General features: G+C 62.5%; 17 protein-coding genes. 11 read left to right on the top strand and 6 right to left on the bottom strand.

The window, feature by feature from the left end; all coding sequences use genetic code 11:
* Positions 1-7 precede the first annotated feature (7 nt).
* Both Syncc8109_RS01115 and Syncc8109_RS01110 read left to right on the top strand, forming a co-directional pair.
* Complete coding sequence (locus Syncc8109_RS01115) at positions 8-298, top strand: DUF3181 family protein (protein ID WP_006851560.1); 291 nt, start codon at positions 8-10, stop codon at positions 296-298.
* A 26-nt stretch (positions 299-324) separates the two neighbouring features.
* Positions 325-588 carry a hypothetical protein gene (locus Syncc8109_RS01110; protein ID WP_025362039.1) on the top strand — a complete coding sequence of 88 codons (264 nt, stop codon included), beginning with the start codon at positions 325-327 and terminating at the stop codon, positions 586-588.
* Here the strand turns inward: Syncc8109_RS01110 and murJ are convergent.
* Positions 575-2,182 (bottom strand): murein biosynthesis integral membrane protein MurJ, encoded by a 1,608-nt coding sequence (gene murJ, locus Syncc8109_RS01105; protein WP_006851364.1) that lies wholly within the window; start codon positions 2,180-2,182, stop codon positions 575-577. The genes Syncc8109_RS01110 and murJ overlap by 14 nt on opposite strands.
* A gap of 68 nt (positions 2,183-2,250) precedes the next feature.
* On the opposite strand from murJ, the gene sfsA reads away from it, so the two are divergent.
* From sfsA to Syncc8109_RS01085, 4 genes are all read left to right on the top strand, one after another.
* On the top strand, positions 2,251-3,015 hold the full coding sequence (gene sfsA / locus Syncc8109_RS01100) for a DNA/RNA nuclease SfsA (protein WP_006850667.1): 765 nt from the start codon (positions 2,251-2,253) through the stop codon (positions 3,013-3,015).
* A 102-nt stretch (positions 3,016-3,117) separates the two neighbouring features.
* On the top strand, positions 3,118-4,590 hold the full coding sequence (locus Syncc8109_RS01095) for an ammonium transporter (protein WP_006849939.1): 1,473 nt from the start codon (positions 3,118-3,120) through the stop codon (positions 4,588-4,590).
* Between the two features lie 110 nt (positions 4,591-4,700).
* A complete protein-coding gene (locus Syncc8109_RS01090) occupies positions 4,701-5,900 on the top strand; it encodes a 4-hydroxy-3-methylbut-2-enyl diphosphate reductase (protein ID WP_006851190.1) in 1,200 nt (399 codons plus the stop codon).
* Positions 5,901-5,960: 60 nt separating this feature from the next.
* Positions 5,961-6,569 (top strand): DUF1997 domain-containing protein, encoded by a 609-nt coding sequence (locus Syncc8109_RS01085; RefSeq protein WP_006850368.1) that lies wholly within the window; start codon positions 5,961-5,963, stop codon positions 6,567-6,569.
* Between the two features lie 7 nt (positions 6,570-6,576).
* Here Syncc8109_RS01085 and Syncc8109_RS01080 read toward each other — a convergent pair whose 3' ends face one another.
* Positions 6,577-7,035, bottom strand: coding sequence for a DUF4079 domain-containing protein (locus Syncc8109_RS01080; protein ID WP_006851599.1), 459 nt, complete (start codon positions 7,033-7,035; stop codon positions 6,577-6,579).
* A gap of 54 nt (positions 7,036-7,089) precedes the next feature.
* Positions 7,090-8,652 (bottom strand): bifunctional phosphoribosylaminoimidazolecarboxamide formyltransferase/IMP cyclohydrolase, encoded by a 1,563-nt coding sequence (gene purH / locus Syncc8109_RS01075; protein WP_006850974.1) that lies wholly within the window; start codon positions 8,650-8,652, stop codon positions 7,090-7,092.
* A 56-nt stretch (positions 8,653-8,708) separates the two neighbouring features.
* Here purH and Syncc8109_RS01070 point away from each other — a divergent pair, with 56 nt between their 5' ends.
* Positions 8,709-9,281: an alpha/beta hydrolase gene (locus Syncc8109_RS01070; RefSeq protein ID WP_006850412.1), complete on the top strand. Its 573-nt coding sequence runs from the start codon at positions 8,709-8,711 to the stop codon at positions 9,279-9,281.
* Here Syncc8109_RS01070 and Syncc8109_RS01065 read toward each other — a convergent pair whose 3' ends face one another.
* The gene (locus Syncc8109_RS01065; RefSeq protein WP_006850462.1) at positions 9,282-9,650 is read right to left on the bottom strand and encodes a DUF3155 domain-containing protein; all 369 of its coding nucleotides are present in this window, start codon (positions 9,648-9,650) and stop codon (positions 9,282-9,284) included.
* A gap of 340 nt (positions 9,651-9,990) precedes the next feature.
* Here Syncc8109_RS01065 and Syncc8109_RS01060 point away from each other — a divergent pair, with 340 nt between their 5' ends.
* Positions 9,991-11,112 carry a sensor histidine kinase KdpD gene (locus tag Syncc8109_RS01060; protein ID WP_006849987.1) on the top strand — a complete coding sequence of 374 codons (1,122 nt, stop codon included), beginning with the start codon at positions 9,991-9,993 and terminating at the stop codon, positions 11,110-11,112.
* Here the strand turns inward: Syncc8109_RS01060 and cobS are convergent.
* Positions 11,072-11,842, bottom strand: coding sequence for an adenosylcobinamide-GDP ribazoletransferase (cobS, locus tag Syncc8109_RS01055; protein ID WP_006851827.1), 771 nt, complete (start codon positions 11,840-11,842; stop codon positions 11,072-11,074). The two genes, Syncc8109_RS01060 and cobS, sit on opposite strands and share 41 nt — an antisense overlap.
* A gap of 29 nt (positions 11,843-11,871) precedes the next feature.
* Between cobS and tgt the strand changes: the two genes are divergently transcribed.
* Together tgt and Syncc8109_RS01045 are read left to right on the top strand one after the other, a co-directional pair.
* On the top strand, positions 11,872-12,990 hold the full coding sequence (tgt, locus tag Syncc8109_RS01050; protein ID WP_006850752.1) for a tRNA guanosine(34) transglycosylase Tgt: 1,119 nt from the start codon (positions 11,872-11,874) through the stop codon (positions 12,988-12,990).
* A 31-nt stretch (positions 12,991-13,021) separates the two neighbouring features.
* Entirely contained in the window at positions 13,022-13,165 is a 144-nt protein-coding gene (locus Syncc8109_RS01045; protein ID WP_025362038.1) for a photosystem II reaction center protein K, read from the top strand.
* Positions 13,166-13,169: 4 nt separating this feature from the next.
* Here Syncc8109_RS01045 and Syncc8109_RS01040 read toward each other — a convergent pair whose 3' ends face one another.
* The gene (locus Syncc8109_RS01040) at positions 13,170-13,904 is read right to left on the bottom strand and encodes a WecB/TagA/CpsF family glycosyltransferase (protein ID WP_006850131.1); all 735 of its coding nucleotides are present in this window, start codon (positions 13,902-13,904) and stop codon (positions 13,170-13,172) included.
* A 48-nt stretch (positions 13,905-13,952) separates the two neighbouring features.
* On the opposite strand from Syncc8109_RS01040, the gene Syncc8109_RS01035 reads away from it, so the two are divergent.
* Positions 13,953-17,129 carry a glycoside hydrolase family 15 protein gene (locus Syncc8109_RS01035; protein ID WP_025362037.1) on the top strand — a complete coding sequence of 1,059 codons (3,177 nt, stop codon included), beginning with the start codon at positions 13,953-13,955 and terminating at the stop codon, positions 17,127-17,129.
* Positions 17,130-17,142 lie beyond the last annotated feature (13 nt).

Here is a 17,142-nt window from a genome sequence, read left to right as displayed (position 1 = left end):
CGGACTGATGTCCCTCTCCGCCAGTGACCTGCAGGAACTTCAGAGTGCTTTGGCTGAACGCCTCTACGTTCAGATCAGCGGCTGGCATCTCTACCTCGGTGATGCCAACGTGGCTTCAGCGCTGGCGATCGAGTGCAGTGCCCGCGTCAATCAAGGTGCTGAGGTAGCGGCCCGGCAGGCCCTCGACGCCGTCAAGGTGCCCCTGGCAGGAGGCGCCAGTCAGCTCCCGCTCTCCAAGCTGATTCCCCCTGCCCAGCTGAGGGATCTTGAAGAGATCCTCGAGCCGTACTGCGGATAAGGTTGCATTCCATCCGCAGCGGTGGTGTGCTGATTATTGAAGTCACCAACTCCAGAGATTTGGTGCGCCAACGCATCGGCCGCCTAGGTGAACGGCTGATCGGTCGTGTCGTGGATGCGGAGGCCCAGGTTGAAAAGGCCCTGATCCAGGAACTGGAAACCGCCTTTAAAGAGTTTGGGATCGAGGCACGGATCGTGTCTGTTCAGGGCCCGCAACTCGTGGGTCGCGAGCATCTGGAACTTCCCATTCAGGTGCGTGAAGAGCTCGATGTTCGTCTCAGCGAGCCCTGAATCGGCCCACCACCAACTGCGTGACCTCACGCACCTCCTGCACCTGAAGTCGTGCACCTACGAAAGCGAATAGCGCCAAACCCAGCAGGCCAGGAGCAGAAACCTGCAGCAGTAGGCCCAGAAACCCTGCGGGCCAAAGCACGACGGTCACCAGGATCGCCGCGCCCCCCGCTGCCAGAACTCCGGCGATGGCGAGCCGCAGCAGGTCCATGCCCCAGCGCCGCAGCGGCAGTCCTGGAATGCATTTCCGCAGACCTACCAAAAGGGCAAGGCAGGTAAGCAGGTTGATGGTAACCGTGGCGAGCACCAACCCTGGCGCACCGAAATTGAACGGCGACTGATTCCCCCAAGGGGTCGGACCACCCACCAGCATCCAGTCAAAAAATACGTTCAGACCGATCCCCGCCAGCGAGAGCCGAAAAGGCGTTGTTCCATCTCCAAGGGCATAAAAGACGCGCACCAGCACATCCCGGCCGAGGTAGGCCGGCATGCCCAGGCCATAGGCCATTAGCAAGCCCGTCACCAGCTGTGCGGCTGATGCATCGAAGGCACCGCGCTCGTACACCAAGGCGACGATGGGGCCACCCAAAGCAATGAAGAGTCCCCCCAGAGGGATCATCGATGCCGCAGACAGCATCAACCCCTGGCGGATCCGATCGATCAGCTGCGGACGATCCTCCGGAGCCGTGAGCCTGGCAAAAGTGGGCAACAAAGGCACCAACAGCGCATTCGAGATCAGGCCCAGGGGGGTTTGCACCAGCAAATTGGCGTACCCCAGACCCGCCGCTGCACCGACGATGCCCGAGGCGAAAAACAGATCAGTGAAAACATTGATCTGAAGCATTCCGGACGACAACGTCGCCGGCCCCATCACACGCCACACCTCCCGCACTCCCGGGTGCCGCCAGTCCCAGACCAGTTGGAAACGGGCCAACCCCTGCCGGATCAACGCCGGCAGCTGGATCAGCCACTGCAGCAAGGCCCCCACCAACGTGGCCAAGGCCAGCACCACACCACCTGTCATGGCGGCGGACGGCAAGGCGATCTCAGCGCCGAGCTGCCACCAGAGCAGTCCCACCCCCACGATCAAGGCCCCGCTGGACATCAGCGGAGAAATCGCAGGAATCCAGAATTCGTCGGCGGCGTTGAGGGACCCGAAGCCGAGCCCGATCAGCCCAACCAGCAGCGCCATCGGCGCCATCACCTGCAGCTGGACCCGTGCGATGGCGTGAAGCTCGGGGGCAAGGCCAGGGCCCACAAGGGTGATCAGGGGATCCGCCGCTAGCACCAAAACGATGGTGACCAGGAGCAACAGAGCACTGACGCTGGTGCTGAGCGCCGCAAGGATGTGCGCTCCTTCACCCCGGGGGCGCCGGCTCAGCACGCTCACCATCGCGCTGTGGAAGGGGCCATTGATCCCTCCCAGCAGGATCAGCAGAAATCCAGGCAGCACGTAGGCGTAGTTGTAGGCGTCATAGGCCGCGCCCACCCCGAAGGCCGCTGCAATCACCAGCTGCCGAATCAGGCCACCCACCTTGCTCAGCAGGGTACCGAGGGTTACCACCAGTGCGATCCCCTTCAGTGAACGCGCCATTCGGCCCCCAGCATTGGGCGCATTGTGGAGGCACCACACGAGACCATGGGCCAATCTCGGCTGCTGCCATGACTGGCCTTCCCTCTCTGGGCGATGCCCTGCTGCGCTTTGAACCCCTAACGGAGGGCGTGCTGCTGAAGCGCTACAAACGCTTCCTGGCCGATGTGGAGCTGAGCAGCGGCGAGACCGTCACCGCCCACTGCGCCAACACCGGCCCGATGACCGGAGTCTTGATCCCTGGCCAACGGGTGCGTCTGCGCTACACACCCTCCCCCAAACGCAAGCTGGCCTGGACCTGGGAGCAAGCCGAAGTACCTGGCTCCGATGGCCAACCTTGCTGGGTGGGTATCAACACGGCCCTGCCCAACCGACTGATTCGCGCCACGGTCGAAGCGGGGTGCCTGGAGGCCCAGCTCGGCGCCATTGAGGGGATCCGCGCTGAGGTGGCCTATGGCACCAACAAGCGCAGCCGGATCGACCTCCTGCTGACTCCAGCCGCTCAGAACCCAGATCAACGACCGATCTACCTGGAAGTGAAGAACACCACCTGGACCGACGGCAGCACAGCCCTGTTCCCCGACACGGTGACTGAACGAGGGCAAAAGCATCTGATTGAGCTGATGGGGGTCCTTCCAGACGCGCGTGCGGTGCTGGTGCCCTGCCTCAGCCGGCCGGATGTGAAAGCCTTTTCTCCCGGTGACAGCGCTGATCCGCGGTATGGAGAGCTGTTTCGCCAGGCCACCCACAGCGGTGTGGAAGTTCTGCCGTGCTGCTTCAGCTTCAGCGCCGACGCGGTCCACTGGCAGGGGACACGTCTAGTCAACCTAGATTGATTTTGGTAGCAGATCGAACATGGAAAGACTTTCTTGAGGTGCAGCGTGGGGTGGTTCGCCTAGTTACAACTGGGCGTGTCACGCAGCTCTGCACCCTCGTTCATGACAACTGCATTCCACGCGCCACCGCAAAGGCGGCGCAAAACCCTTCAGGAGGCCAGCCTCCTGGAAGGCCCGATGCTACTTCTGAAGAGCATCCGGGGCTTCAGCTCCAACCGTGCCATGACCTGGCTCGCCTGTGCGCCCCTGGCGCTCATGGGCCTGGGAATTTTCACGCTGTCCGCCAAAGCCGAAGAGCTGCCTGAGCTCTCCGCAGCTTTTCTGGCCAACAACCTCTGGCTTCTGGTCGCCACTATCCTGGTGATCTTCATGAACGCCGGCTTCGCAATGGTCGAAGCAGGCATGTGCCGGCAAAAGAATGCCGTCAATATCCTCGCCAAGAACCTGTTCGTGTTCGCCCTCGCGGTGACCGCCTACTGGTTCGTGGGCTACTCCCTGATGTACGGCGACTCCGTCATTGACGGCTGGCTGTATTTCGGGGGCCTCTTCTTCGACCCAACCGTCACCGCCGAGACCATCAGCGAGGCTGGTCTGGTTCCCACCGTTGATTTCCTGTTCCAGGCGGCATTCGCCGGAACCGCAGCCACGATCGTTTCCGGTCTTGTGGCTGAGCGGATCAAGTTCGGCGAATTCGTGATTTTCGCCCTGGTCCTCACCGCCTTTATTTATCCAGTTGCTGGCAGCTGGGAATGGAACGGTGGGTGGCTCAACAGTGTTGGCAGCGTCGAATTCATCGACTTTGCTGGTTCCTCAATCGTGCACTCAGTCGGAGCTTGGGCCGGCCTGGTCGGCGCCATGCTTCTCGGACCCCGCATCGGCAAGTACGTCGATGGCAAGGTTCAGGCCATCCCTGGCCACAACATGTCTATCGCCACCCTTGGCGCTCTGATCCTCTGGATCGGCTGGTACGGCTTCAACCCCGGTTCCCAGCTGGCCATGGACCAATGGGTTCCCTACGTGGCGGTCACGACAACCCTTGGTGCAGCTGGTGGTGCCATCGGCGCCACGGTGATCTCCACGATCACCTCCAAGAAGCCTGACCTCACCATGATCATCAACGGCATCTTGGCCGGCCTGGTGAGCGTGACTGCTGGTTGCGGCAACCTAACCCTGACGGGTTCCTGGGTAGCTGGCCTGGTGGGAGGCATTATCGTCGTCTTCTCCGTTGCCGCTCTCGATGCCGCAGGTATTGACGACCCCGTCGGCGCCTTCTCCGTGCACGGTGTGTGCGGAGTGTGGGGCACGATCGTGATCGGTCTCTGGGGCTACGACGTCCAGGGCGATGGCTCCGGCCTCGGCCTTCTGGTAGGCGGCGGCGTTGAGCAGCTCGGCATCCAGGCTCTGGGTGCTGCTGCCTACGCCATCTGGACCGTGGTCACCTGCTTTATCGCCTGGCAGATCATCGGCACCCTCTTCGGCGGCATCCGCGTCACCGAACAGGAAGAGTCCGAAGGTCTGGACATCGGCGAACATGGCATGGAGGCCTACGCCGGATTTTCCACCACCAACAACTGATTCAGCTTCGGATTAGTTGTTGATCTCAAGCCCGGCCGACTGGCCGGGCTTTTTTAATGCCTGAAGCAGCGCTTCAGGCCACATAGAGTTGCCCCACTCCAGCGCCCTCCATGGACACCCACGCCTTCAAGCGCTCCCTCCACCATTCCGAGCGTTACAACCGGCGAGGCTTCGGGCGCGCCGAGGAAGTGGCGGAAAGCCTTGAGCAGGCCTACCAGAGCGGCCTGATCGGCACGATCCGGGACAACGGCTACCGACTGGACCACGGCCGGCTCAACGTCCGGTTGGCGGAAGCCTTCGGGTTCTGCTGGGGTGTTGAACGGGCTGTGGCGATGGCCTACGAGACCCGCAAGCACTACCCCAGCGAGCGTCTCTGGATCACGAACGAGATCATCCACAACCCTTCCGTGAATGATCACCTCAGGGAAATGGATGTGCAATTCATCCCCGTCGAACAGGGAGTGAAGGACTTCTCAGGTGTCACCTCCGGCGATGTGGTGATCCTGCCGGCCTTTGGTGCCACCGTTCAGGAAATGCAGCTGCTGAATGAACGGGGCTGCCACATCGTTGACACGACCTGTCCCTGGGTCTCCAAGGTTTGGAACACCGTGGAGAAACATAAGAAGCACACCTTCACCTCGATCATTCACGGCAAGGTGAAGCACGAGGAAACACTGGCCACCAGCTCATTTGCCGGCACCTATCTGGTGGTGCTCGATCTGGAGGAAGCCCAGTACGTCGCGGACTACATCCTCGGCAATGGGGACCGAGATGACTTCATTCAAAGGTTTGCAAAAGCCTGCTCTCCAGGGTTCGATCCAGATCGGGACCTCGAACGTCTGGGCGTGGCCAACCAGACCACGATGCTGAAGAGCGAAACGGAAGAGATCGGACGCCTGTTCGAACGCACGATGTTGAGCAAATACGGTCCAACCCAGCTCAACGACCACTTCCTGGCCTTCAACACCATCTGCGACGCCACCCAGGAGCGTCAGGACGCCATGTTCTCCCTGGTGGATGAACCCCTGGACCTGATGGTGGTGATCGGTGGTTTCAACTCCTCCAACACCACCCACCTGCAGGAGATTGCCGTCAGCCGTGGTATTCGCTCGTTCCACATCGACACGCCCGAGCGCATCGACGTCGGCACCAATTCGATCGAGCACAAACCACTGGCAGCCGAGCTCTGTTGTGAGGGCGATTTCCTGCCTGAGGGCCCCGTGCGGGTGGGAATCACCTCCGGTGCCTCAACCCCAGATCGGGCGGTGGAAGAGGTGATCGAAAAACTGATGCAATTGAGCGAAAACTGAAGCGCAGAGAGCTTTACATTGGTTCATCTTTAATCGCCCTCCGCCGGCAGCTCCTCATCCGTGACGGTCTTGTCGCCCACTGAAACCGACAATCAGCTGCACGGTGCCGACCCGCAGGTGCGCTGCTACAGAAGCCACTTCGAGGATTCGATGCAGATGCTGGCGCCCCAAGCGATGGTGGCTGGTTACCTGGATGACCATCAGAGCTGGTTTGAACGTTGCGCCAGCCCGATGCAGGTCGAGGCCATCGATCGGCAGTCCTACAGCCTGACCCTGGGCCGGTTCGGCAACTTCGGCTTCGAGGTAGAGCCCACGATCGCTCTGCGGCTACTGCCACAGCAGGAAGGGATCTACCGAATCGAAACCGTTCGAACCGTGCCGCAGTCGCTCGCCCTGCGCCATCACTACGACGTCGACTTCCGCGCGGGGATGCGCCTAATCCCCGAACAGGAGCACACCTCCGTCAAATGGGACCTGGATCTCAAGGTCTGGATCCGTCTGCCCAAGGTGATCACCATGCTCCCGGATCAGTTGGTCCAGAGCAGTGGGGATCATTTACTCAAGCAGATTGTCCGTCAGATTTCACGACGGCTCACCTGGAAGGTCCAGGAAGATTTCCACGCCGCCCATGGCCTGAGCTGCCCACCCCGTCAGCGGGCAGCCTTCTGAAGGATCTTCAGCGGTTGGTCCAGATCTTGTTGACGATCTCCATGCCGCTGACGGCCTGCCAGAGGAACAACGTGAGCATTCCCATGTTCAGGCCCACATGAGCCTTGCGCGCAATCACATTGCCCCGCTGCATCAGGGGTGAGAGCGAGGCGGCAACGGCGATCATCCCGGTCATGGCCAGACCCACCAGCAAGTGCGGACCGACAAACAACTTGCCATTGTTCAGATAGGTGACCGCCATGCCACCCAGTGTCCCGAGGGTCATCACGGCCAGCAGGATGCTGCCCCAGAGGTAATGGCGCTGGGCGAACTTTTTCGGCACCAGTTCTTTGCGCTGTTCTGGGGTACCGGTGCGCGTTTTCTTAACCTTGATCCCAAGGTAAAGAGCCCAACCACCGACGGCGAGCAGGCCCCACTCCGCTAGGGGGTGAGCGAAATTGAAGCTGAAGGGGAGGGTGGCGAGCATTGAAGGGGACTCTTCAGTGACGCGAGGCTAGGGGGCCGGCGGCCCCCACCAGCGTCAATGCAGGAAATGGCGGCGCCCCGTGAGCTGCATCGCCAGGCCGAGCTCATCGCAGGCTTTGATCGAATCGGCATCGCGCATGCTCCCTCCGGGATGAATCACGGCGGTGATGCCGTGGCTGGCAGCCAGACGCACCGTGTCGTCAAACGGGAAGAAACCATCACTGGCCAGAACAGCCCCCTGGGCTTTCTCACCCGCAGCCTCCAGGGCAATCCGCGCTGAGCCCACTCGATTCATCTGACCAGCACCCACGCCGAGGCTCTGGCCATCTTTGGCCACAACGATGGCGTTAGAGCGAACGTGACGCACCAATCGCCAGGCAAATTTCAGGTCCTGCTTTTCTCGCGGTGTGGGCGGCCGCTGGCTGGCCACGGTCCAGTCGGCCGGCTTGATCGCCTGGTCATCGAGGTCCTGAACCAGGAGACCACCCAGGATGCTGCGCGCGTGATCGGGGCCGGCCAGGTCAATGGCCTGCGGAGCCAGTTCCAACAGGCGCAGATTGGCCTTGGCCGCCAGCACCTCCCGCGCCTCGGGCGTGAAGCCCGGTGCCACGACGCATTCCAGAAACAGGCTGGTGAGCTCACGGGCCGCCGTGGCTTCCACCACACCATTGATAGCGATGATGCCGCCGAAGGCACTCACCCGATCGGCATCCAGGGCCCGCGTCAGTGCAGCAGGAATCGAAGCTCCGATGGCCACACCGCAGGGGTTGGTGTGCTTGACGACCACGGCGGCAGGCTGCAACGCCGGTGCGGAACCGTCGGCTCCGAAGCCGAACTCCCGCACCGTGGCGAGGGCCGCCTCGAGATCCAACAGGTTGTTGGTGCTCAGCTCCTTGCCCTGCAGCTGAATGGCCCCACCCCAGCCCTGTTTGGGATGGCTGAACCAACGCGCTTTCTGGTGGGGATTTTCGCCGTACCGGAGGGTCTGTCGCAGCGGCACCGCCTCCAGCCAGGGGCTATCTTCTGCGGCGATTTGGTCGGTCATCCAGTGGCTGATCGCCGTGTCGTACGACGCAGTGTGCTGAAACGCTTCCAGGGCCAGTTGTCGCCGCAGCTCAGAAGGCACGCTCCCGCCCGACTCCACCATGGCGGTCAACAGACGGTCGTATTGGTCAGGACTGGTGAGAACAGCCACATCAGCATGGTTTTTGGCGGCCGCCCGAACCATGGCAGGGCCACCGATGTCGATGTTCTCGATCGCCTGATCCCAGGTGACGTCAGGTCGAGCAATCGTCTCGCGGAAGGGATAGAGGTTGACCACCACCACATCGATGGGGGCGATGTTCTGCTGCTCAAGATCAGCCTGGTGGGACGCGTCACCCCGCTTGGCCAAAATCCCGCCATGAACCCTTGGATGGAGCGTTTTCACACGACCGCCAAGAATTTCTGGAGCCCCGGTGTGCTCCGACACACGGGTTACCGGAAGGCCGGCCTGCTCGAGCACCTTGGCCGTGCCCCCACTGGAGAGGAGCTGATAACCATGGGTCCGATGTAGGGCCTCCGCCAGGGGCACCAGCCCGGACTTATCGGAAACACTCAGCAGAGCGACAGGAGCCATCGAAGGGTCGTGACTGGGTCGTGAGCCAACCTACGCAGCAGTGATGTTCATGCCCCATGGATGGCCGGCTGGTGCTGCTCCACGGCTGGGGAGCCAACGGAGAGGATCTCAAGCCCCTGGGCGATCGCCTAGCGCGAGAGTTCTCCAAGACCCTTGATGTGGTTTGCCTGGAGGCTCCTGAGCTTCATCCCGACCAACCGGGAGGGCGTCAGTGGTATGGCCTGTTCCCAGCCCAGTGGGATGCCGTGCCCGCGGCCGTTGAGAGCCTCAAGGCTCAACTTCAGAGCCTGCACAGCTCAGGCCTCGGACTCGAACGAACGGTGGTGTTCGGCTTTTCCCAGGGGGGAGCCATGGCTCTGGAGGGCGGCTGCGCCCTGCCCATCGCAGGGCTGATCAGCTGCAGCGGCTATCCACACCCCAACTGGGCTCCGCCCCAGCAACACCCCCCTGTGTTGCTGATGCATGGTTCAGACGATCCCGTGGTGCCGTTCCAGGCCATGCAATCGATCGCTGCACAGTTGCAGCCCGATCGATGTCAGACACTTCTGTTCAAAAACGGCCACACCATCCCTGATGAGACGGTGCAGCCGATCCTGACGTTTATCGAGAGTGTTCTGGAGAACGCCTAATCAAACGAAGGCGTATTCGTACTCCTCCATTTCCTCCCAATCATCAGCGCCAAGCTCGAGCCCCTCGAACAGCTTGTCTTCACCGATCGAATCAACAATCGTGCGCAATGAGGGGAAGAGGAAATGGTTCTCTTCGGCGTATTGAGCGCTGAACAGTCCTTTCTCACCCCAGAAGAAGCGGTCGGTGGTGTGCTCATTGCGGCGCACATTCAGCAACGCCGGAGGCACCAGTCCGCCCTCAGCGATGTAACGACGAGCGGCCGTTACCGGCTTGTACTCACCGGTTTCGAGGCGATGGGTTGGCACATGGGCCAGGACCCGCTGACCTGCCAGGCGACGACGGCTAATGCGCTTGCGCTTCTTGGACATGGAAGGGCTCCGGTACGAAAGGAAGAACGGGGTGGATCGTCAGAACAAACAGGTGCCGTCGGCGCGAAAACGCCAGACGCAAGGGAAGCGTCAGGGCAATTGCAGACACACCACAATCACCGGCAGGACACCAACACCCAAGCGGAAATCAGCGGAGGACACTGCAACCTCTGCTGTAGCTTTGGTTGCGGAGCAATTGCAACCTTTGTGAGTGCTGGCGGGCGTCTGTTCATGATGAACAGCGCCTCGGTCGATAAGAGGATCTTAAGACTTTTCCCAGATTTTTCAAGTCCCCTTGGCGCAGGCTTGCCCAAACACCTGAATTGATCGTCCGGAACTGATGCAGCTCACCGATCGATTCTTCGATTTCACCGATCAACAGCTGGCTGATCTAACCGCCAAAGAAGGCATCCAGCATCTGGGGCTGTACGTCAGTGCGCCACCAAATCAGCAAGGCCCGCCCTTGCTGCTGATCCGGCAATGGTCGGCCAATGAACGGTCGCTCCCCCCTGCCGAAGCAGACCCGAACCTGCGCCTGCCGCACGAGAGTCGGCGCTGGTACCCACTCCAGGATGCCGGTCTGATCCTGGGAGCCCTGCGCGTGGACTTGGATCCGCAGCGGAGCTGGACGCAGACCCTGGACCAACGGATGCGGCGCAGTGCCGCCGCCATCAGCCACGCCCTGGGGCGTGACATGGAATGCCTGCAACTTCGCCAGGAACTCAGCCAACAAAACGACCAGCTGCGCACGCTCGTGCATCAGCTGCGCAATCCACTGGCTGCCCTGCGCACCTACGCCCAGCTGCTGCTGCGGCGGCTCGAAGCCGACAGCTCCCACCGTCCACTCGTGGAGGGAATGCTCTCGGAACAACGCCAACTCGGCCAGTACATCGATGTGCTCGATGGCCTCGGGCAACAACGTCTCCCCCAACAGGAACCCGTTGGCCCCACCCTGTTGCCCCCCGGGCCTGCCGAAGGTGAGGCCACCATGCAAACCCTGCTGATGCCTCTGCTGGAGCGGGCGGAAGCGACGGCAAGCCTGCAGGGCCGCCCCTGGCGGGGTCCGCACGTGTGGCCCCAGTGGATTGATCAACCGTCCCAAGACGGAACGATCGCGGAGATCGTCGCCAACCTCCTTGAGAATGCCTTCCGCTACAGCCCAGCGGGCTGCAGCGTGGGGCTGTGCCTGTTACCCGATGGGCTCTGCGTCTGGGACAACGGGCCACCGATTCCCATGGGGGAGCGCGACCTGATTTTCGAGCGGGGAGCACGGGGGTCCACCGGACAGGACCGGGCGGGAACCGGCCTTGGGCTCGCCCTTGCACGCTCCCTGGCGGAGCAGCAGGGCCGCAAGCTCATGCTCTGCGTGGAGCCTTCCACGATCGCCCCGGATCTGCCCGCTCAGGGCAATGCATTCGTCCTCAGCTGGCCGGCAGGAGCATGGCCTGACCCAACAACGTGATCATCTCGGTGAGCACAAGAACTGCTCCATAGCTGTCACCGGTGTGCCCCCCCAGGCGTCGCCCGAGGCTCTGGGCTACAACCAGAGCCACCACGCCCCCCAGGAGAAGGGGCATGGCCCCCACCCAACCGGCCAAGAGAACCACCACCAGAAGTGCGGGCACTGCATCCCTGAGCGGCCTGCCGTGCTCGCGATGAAACGCTGCGGTTCCATCAGCTCGGAGATAGTCGAAACGTGCCATGGCCCAGAGCGGTGCCACCCGGGCCCAGAACGCAGCCAGGCAAAGCCCGAGCGGGGCCTGCCCCCCCAGGTGGATCAATGCAGCAACCTGCAGCAGCAGCACCATCACGAGAGCCAGTACGCCACTGGCGCCCACCCGGCTGTCCTCCATCGCCTCGAGCCGCCGCTCCGCTGGCGCCCCAAGGCCATCCGCCGTATCGATCAGGCCGTCGTGGTGCAACCCACCACTGAGCTGTATGCCGAGAGCCACCACGCAAAGGGCACAGGCCGCCGGAGGCCAGGAGAGCCTGGACAGAACGATCCAGAGCAGGGCTTGCAGCGCACCGATCAGCAGCCCCATCCAGGGGGCGAAGCGGGCAATGCGATGAAACGAGGGCTGCGGCCAGGGCCATGCGGGCAGCACCGTGTAGAAGATCCAGGCTCCCGCCAGATCGGAAAGCCAGGGCGGAACAATCCTGGGAATAACGCGACGGATGCAATCGGCTCTCACCGTAGGGTCAATGCAGAGGCGGATCAGTCGTGTTCGGCTTCGAAATCAACGCGCATTGCGCCAACACATCAGCACGGTGCGGCACCTTTAAGACCCCGCATGGGCCGGTGCACACACCACGCTTCATGCCGGTGGGAACCCTGGCCACCGTCAAGGGCATCAGCACGGAGCAACTGGGACGCACGGGAGCACAGATGGTGCTCTCGAACACCTACCACCTGCACTTGCAACCGGGCGAGGAGATCGTGGCAGCGGCCGGTGGCCTGCACCGGTTCATGGGCTGGAACGGCCCGATGCTCACCGACTCCGGCGGCTTTCAGGTGTTCAGCTTGGGAGACCTGAACAAAATCGATGACCGTGGGGTGGTGTTCCGAAACCCCCGCGATGGACGCACCATCGACATGACCCCGGAACATGCCACCCAAATTCAGATGGCCCTCGGGGCGGATGTGGCCATGGCCTTCGACCAGTGCCCGCCCTATCCGGCGACCGAGAACGATGTCATAGATGCCTGTCGCCGCACCCATGCCTGGCTCGAGCGCTGCGTCACAGCCCAGACCCGCGAGGATCAGGCGCTGTTCGGCATCGTTCAGGGCGGCTGTTTCCCCCATCTGCGACGGGAGAGTGCCATGGCCGTCGCTTCCTTTGATCTGCCGGGCATTGCCGTCGGTGGCGTCAGCGTTGGTGAGCCCGCTGAGGAGATGCATCGCATCGTGCGGGATGTCACGCCCCTGCTTCCCTCACACAAACCGCGCTACTTGATGGGTATCGGCACTCTGCGCGAGATGGCCATAGCCGTGGCCAACGGGATCGACCTATTCGACTGCGTCTTGCCCACCCGACTCGGCCGTCATGGCACCGCCCTGGTGGGCGGTGAACGTTGGAACCTGCGCAACGCCCGGTTCCGCCACGACCACACCCCCCTGGATCCGAGCTGCTCCTGTGTGGCCTGCACCGGTCACACCCGGGCCTACCTGCATCACCTGATTCGCAGCGAGGAGCTTCTGGGCCTCACCTTGTTGAGCATTCACAACATCACCCATCTGGTTCGTTTCACCTCGGCCATGGCACAAGCCATTCGCGACGGCTGTTTTTCAGAGGATTTCGCTCCCTGGGAGCCAGACTCGCCAGCCCATCACACGTGGTAGCGTCCAGCCCAACGCCTTTTTGATGCAAGGGATGGCCGCCTTCACCCTCGACCTGCTGGCACAGCTGCCCGAGGCCTATCAGGCCTTCTCTCCGCTGATCGACATTCTTCCGTTGATCCCGGTCTTCTTCCTGCTGCTGGCCTTCGTTTGGCAAGCCTCTGTGGGCTTCCGCTGAAGCCTCAGCCCAACCGGACCACCTTCAGAACAAACGCTGGCAGCGACAGCATGCGTCGCCAGCGTGAAGGTTCCTGTATGAGCCGATATAGCCACTCAAGTTGCATCCGGCACATCCAGCCGGGAGCGCGTTTTTTGGAGCCGGCCCAGACGTCAAAACTTCCGCCAACACCCATCCACAGTCCAGGCTGGCCAGCCGCCACGCGCTCCGCCCAGGTTTCTTGGCGTGGCACCCCCAGAGCCACCAGAATGAGATCCGGCTTCAACGCCTTGAGCTGAGCCTCAACACCCGGCCAGGCCTCGGGAGCTTGATAACCGTCCACCGCGAGCGCCATGTTGAGGCCGCTGAGCCGTTGCGGCAACTCCGCACGCAGCGTTGCCATCACCTCAGGTGATGCGCCCACCAACGCCACACGCCAGTGATGGGCTGCGGCGTACTCCAGCAAGGTCCAGGCCAGTTCGATGCCCGCTGCTTTGACAACCCGGATCTGCTGACGGCCCAGGGCCCAGACCACTCCCGCACCATCGGGGATCACCAGATCAGCCGTTGCGATCGCCTGCCCCAAGGCTGCATCGGCCCGAGCCAACATCGTCATCTCAGCGTTGAGGGTGACGATGCGTCCGCCGCCCCGGGCATGCAGACCGAGAGCAGCAGCACAGACATCACGGCAGGCATGCACAGGGACGCCGAGCACCTGGCAGCGGCGACGGTCATCGGGGGCGGTGCTGACAGAGTCCATTGCCGTGGGGCTGCGTTGGAGAATTTAGGAGTGGTAATGGATGAGGGCATGGTTGTGACGACGACGGAAACCCTTCCGCAGAACCACGCCACAACCCTTCAGCGTCTGGATCAATCCATCCAACGGGTGGTTCTCGATCGGCAGGACCCGATCAGCGGCCTGCTCCCTGCCAGCACCGCTCACACCATCCATGGCAACTATGGCGATGCCTGGGTGCGGGACTGCGTCTATTCGGTGCAGTGCGTTTGGGGACTGGCCCTGGCCCACCGCCGTCAGCTGGGGCAAAACAGCCTGCGCGCCTGGGAGCTGGAGCAGCGGGTGATGGCCCTCATGCGCGGCCTGATGCGCTCGATGATGCGGCAGGCCGAGAAGGTGGAGCGCTTCAAGCAGAGCCTCAACCCCCTCGACGCCCTTCACGCCAAATACGACAGCTGCACCGGCGAGCCGGTGGTGGATGACGACGCCTGGGGACATCTCCAACTCGATGCCACCTCCCTATTTCTGCTGCAGCTGGCGCAGTTGACCAAGGGCGGCTGCGCGGTGGTGCAAAGCCGTGATGAAGTGGATTTCCTCCAAAACCTGGTGCATTACATCGCCAGGGCCTACCGCACCCCCGACTACGGGATCTGGGAACGGGGCGACAAGGGCAACCATGGTTTGCCGGAGCGCAATGCCAGCTCCATCGGCATGGCCAAAGCCGCCCTGGAGGCCCTGGATGGGGTTGACCTCTACGGCCCCCATGGCGACGGCAGCTGCATCCTGCTGATTCCCCAGGGGGCCATCGCACGGCTCCGGCGCGCCTTGCAAGGGCTCCTGCCGCGGGAATCCGCCAGCAAGGAAGCCGACAGTGCCTGCCTCTCAGTGATTGGTTATCCCGCCTGGGCCGTGGAGGATGCCGCCCTGGTGGAGCGCACCGGCCGGCGGATTCGACGGGAACTCGGCGGGGCCTACGGCTACAAACGCTTCCTCCGGGATGGTCACCAGACGGCGGTGGAAGACGTCAACCGCCTGCACTACGAACCGGAGGAGCTCGCCGCCTTTGAAGGGATCGAGTCGGAGTGGCCGTTGTTTCTGGCCTTCGAACTGGTTACCGCATGCTGCGAAACACGCTGGGAGGAGGCCCGGCGCCTGCACAGCCAGCTCAAGACCCTGGCCGTTGAACAGGACGGCGAACGTCTCTACCCCGAGCTCTATCAGGTCCCGGCCAGTGCCGTCGACCAGGAACGGCTCAATCCAGGCAGCCAAGAGCGTGTGGCCAATACCAACCTGCCTCTGATCTGGACTCAGAGCCTGGTGTGGCTCGGGGAAATGCTGCTGGACGATCTGATCCGCCCCGAGGACATTGACCCCTGTGGACGCAGGGAGCCGAAGCTGCTGGGCGCAGAGACTGTTCTGGTGGCGATGGCTGCGGAGACGGATTACGTGCGCCAGGCACTGCTGGCTGCAGAGGTGCCGATCGACCCAACCTCAGTGATTTCCGTGAAGTCGTCCGACGAGCTGAAGCAACGGTTGAAAGCCGCCGGCACCAATCCGAGACTTGAGCTCACTGGGCGCCCCGGGCACCGGGTGGAAACCGAAGACACGGCTCGGGTCTACCGCCAGGACGGCGCCATCAGTGTGTTCACCCCGTCCGTGCTGGAAGACGTCAGCAGCTATTTGGCCGATGACCCGGAGGAGCTGGTGGAGACCGTTGTGGACGAGCTGCATCTGCTGCAACGGCACTGGCGCGGCATGGGACGTCCCCTTCTGGTGATCCCCATTCGCGACGCAGCCCTCCAGCGGCACCGCGACGTCATGCTCAAACTGGCCCGGCAACTCAGCAGCGGCGTCATTGAAACCATCCCCGTCCGCTTGGGCTGCCTCAGTGAACTGGTGGATCAGGCGCAGGAGGTGCAGCTGCCGCCGCTCCAACAGAAACCGGTTCCATGCTCAGAGCCGGCCAAACCGCTTCTGCGCGACGCCACCGATCTACGGGATCTGACCGCCGCAGAAGAGCAGGAGCTGGATGACACACCGATCGAACAACTGAGCCAGCGCCTCTGGAACAGTTCGCTGCTGCATGAACAGGCGGAAGTGCTCGAGTTGCTGCAACGGCGTCTTGGCCCCCAGGGGATTCAACGCAGCCCTGAGGGCCATCCGGTGGCCCTGCGCACCCTGCTTGAGGAGGTCTATCAACGGGGCTTGCGTTGTGAAGACTGGAATTTGGTGCGGCGCTGTGCTGGCGCCATGGGGATGGTGCATCCCCAACTCGAAGATGCCCTCACCGATCTTCTCGTTCGCCAGAAACAGGTGGTAGTGGGGCGCAACTACACCGGCGACTCCCGGCTGCGTCAGCCGATGGACAGTGCCGCCATCGCCGAGCGGATTGAAACCACCAGCGGAATCGACGGCCGTGAACGCATGCTCGAACAGGAACTCCTGCTTGCCCTCGACAGCGTGGCGCGGCGGGAGCCAGTGCTGCTGAAGGGGAGCCTCACCCTGCAGCTGGGGCAGCTGATGCTGCTGCTGACATCAGAGCTGGCCGTGGAGAAAACGCTCAGTCAAGACGAAGCCTTTGAAGCCCTCTGCTGCGAAGCACCCCACGCGATACGCAAGCGCTTGCGCGTCGTGCTCGCCGATGTGGACCATGCCAGAGCAGCCCTGCAACGCGGCGAACAGCTGCACGTGAGCGGCCGAGTGCAGTGGTCAGTGCCTGACCCGTTGGAGGAAACACCGGGGGGTGGGGACTGGCTTCAACACCGCATCCGCCTGGGATCCTTCCAGAAAGTTCCCCGCGATTTCTATGCCGGGATCTGGTCGCTGCTGCAGCACTGCCGCGGCCTGGTGATTGGCGACAAGCTGGAACGACGCAATCGCCTCAACAGCAGCCTCATTCTCGAAAAAACACCAGGGGAGCGCAATTTCGCCGCCCAGGTCGACCATTTGCTCAGTCGGATCAAGGCACCTGAATACCGACAACTCTGCAGCGAATGCCTGCTTTCGCTGATGGCTTTTGTCGAAGCCAATCCAGAGGTGCGCTTCGAGGATGACCTGGCCCTCGACGTGGTGATCGGTCATGCCGTCAGGGTCGGCTGGCAACAGAGCCATCCCTCTCTTCGTCCAGAGAACTACCCGCAATACAAGGCCCAGGCCTGGGGGCAGTTTTATCGGTCCTCACCCGGTGACTGCCGACGCTGGCAGGTCACGGCGTTGCGGGAACTGGCCGAACAGCAGGGGCTGGTGTAATCCCAATGAAAGC

This window comes from Synechococcus sp. WH 8109, from assembly GCF_000161795.2.
Classification (GTDB): domain Bacteria; phylum Cyanobacteriota; class Cyanobacteriia; order PCC-6307; family Cyanobiaceae; genus Parasynechococcus.
The sequence above is the reverse complement of the archived record's forward strand: the minus strand, read 5'-3'. Positions and strand labels throughout refer to the sequence as shown.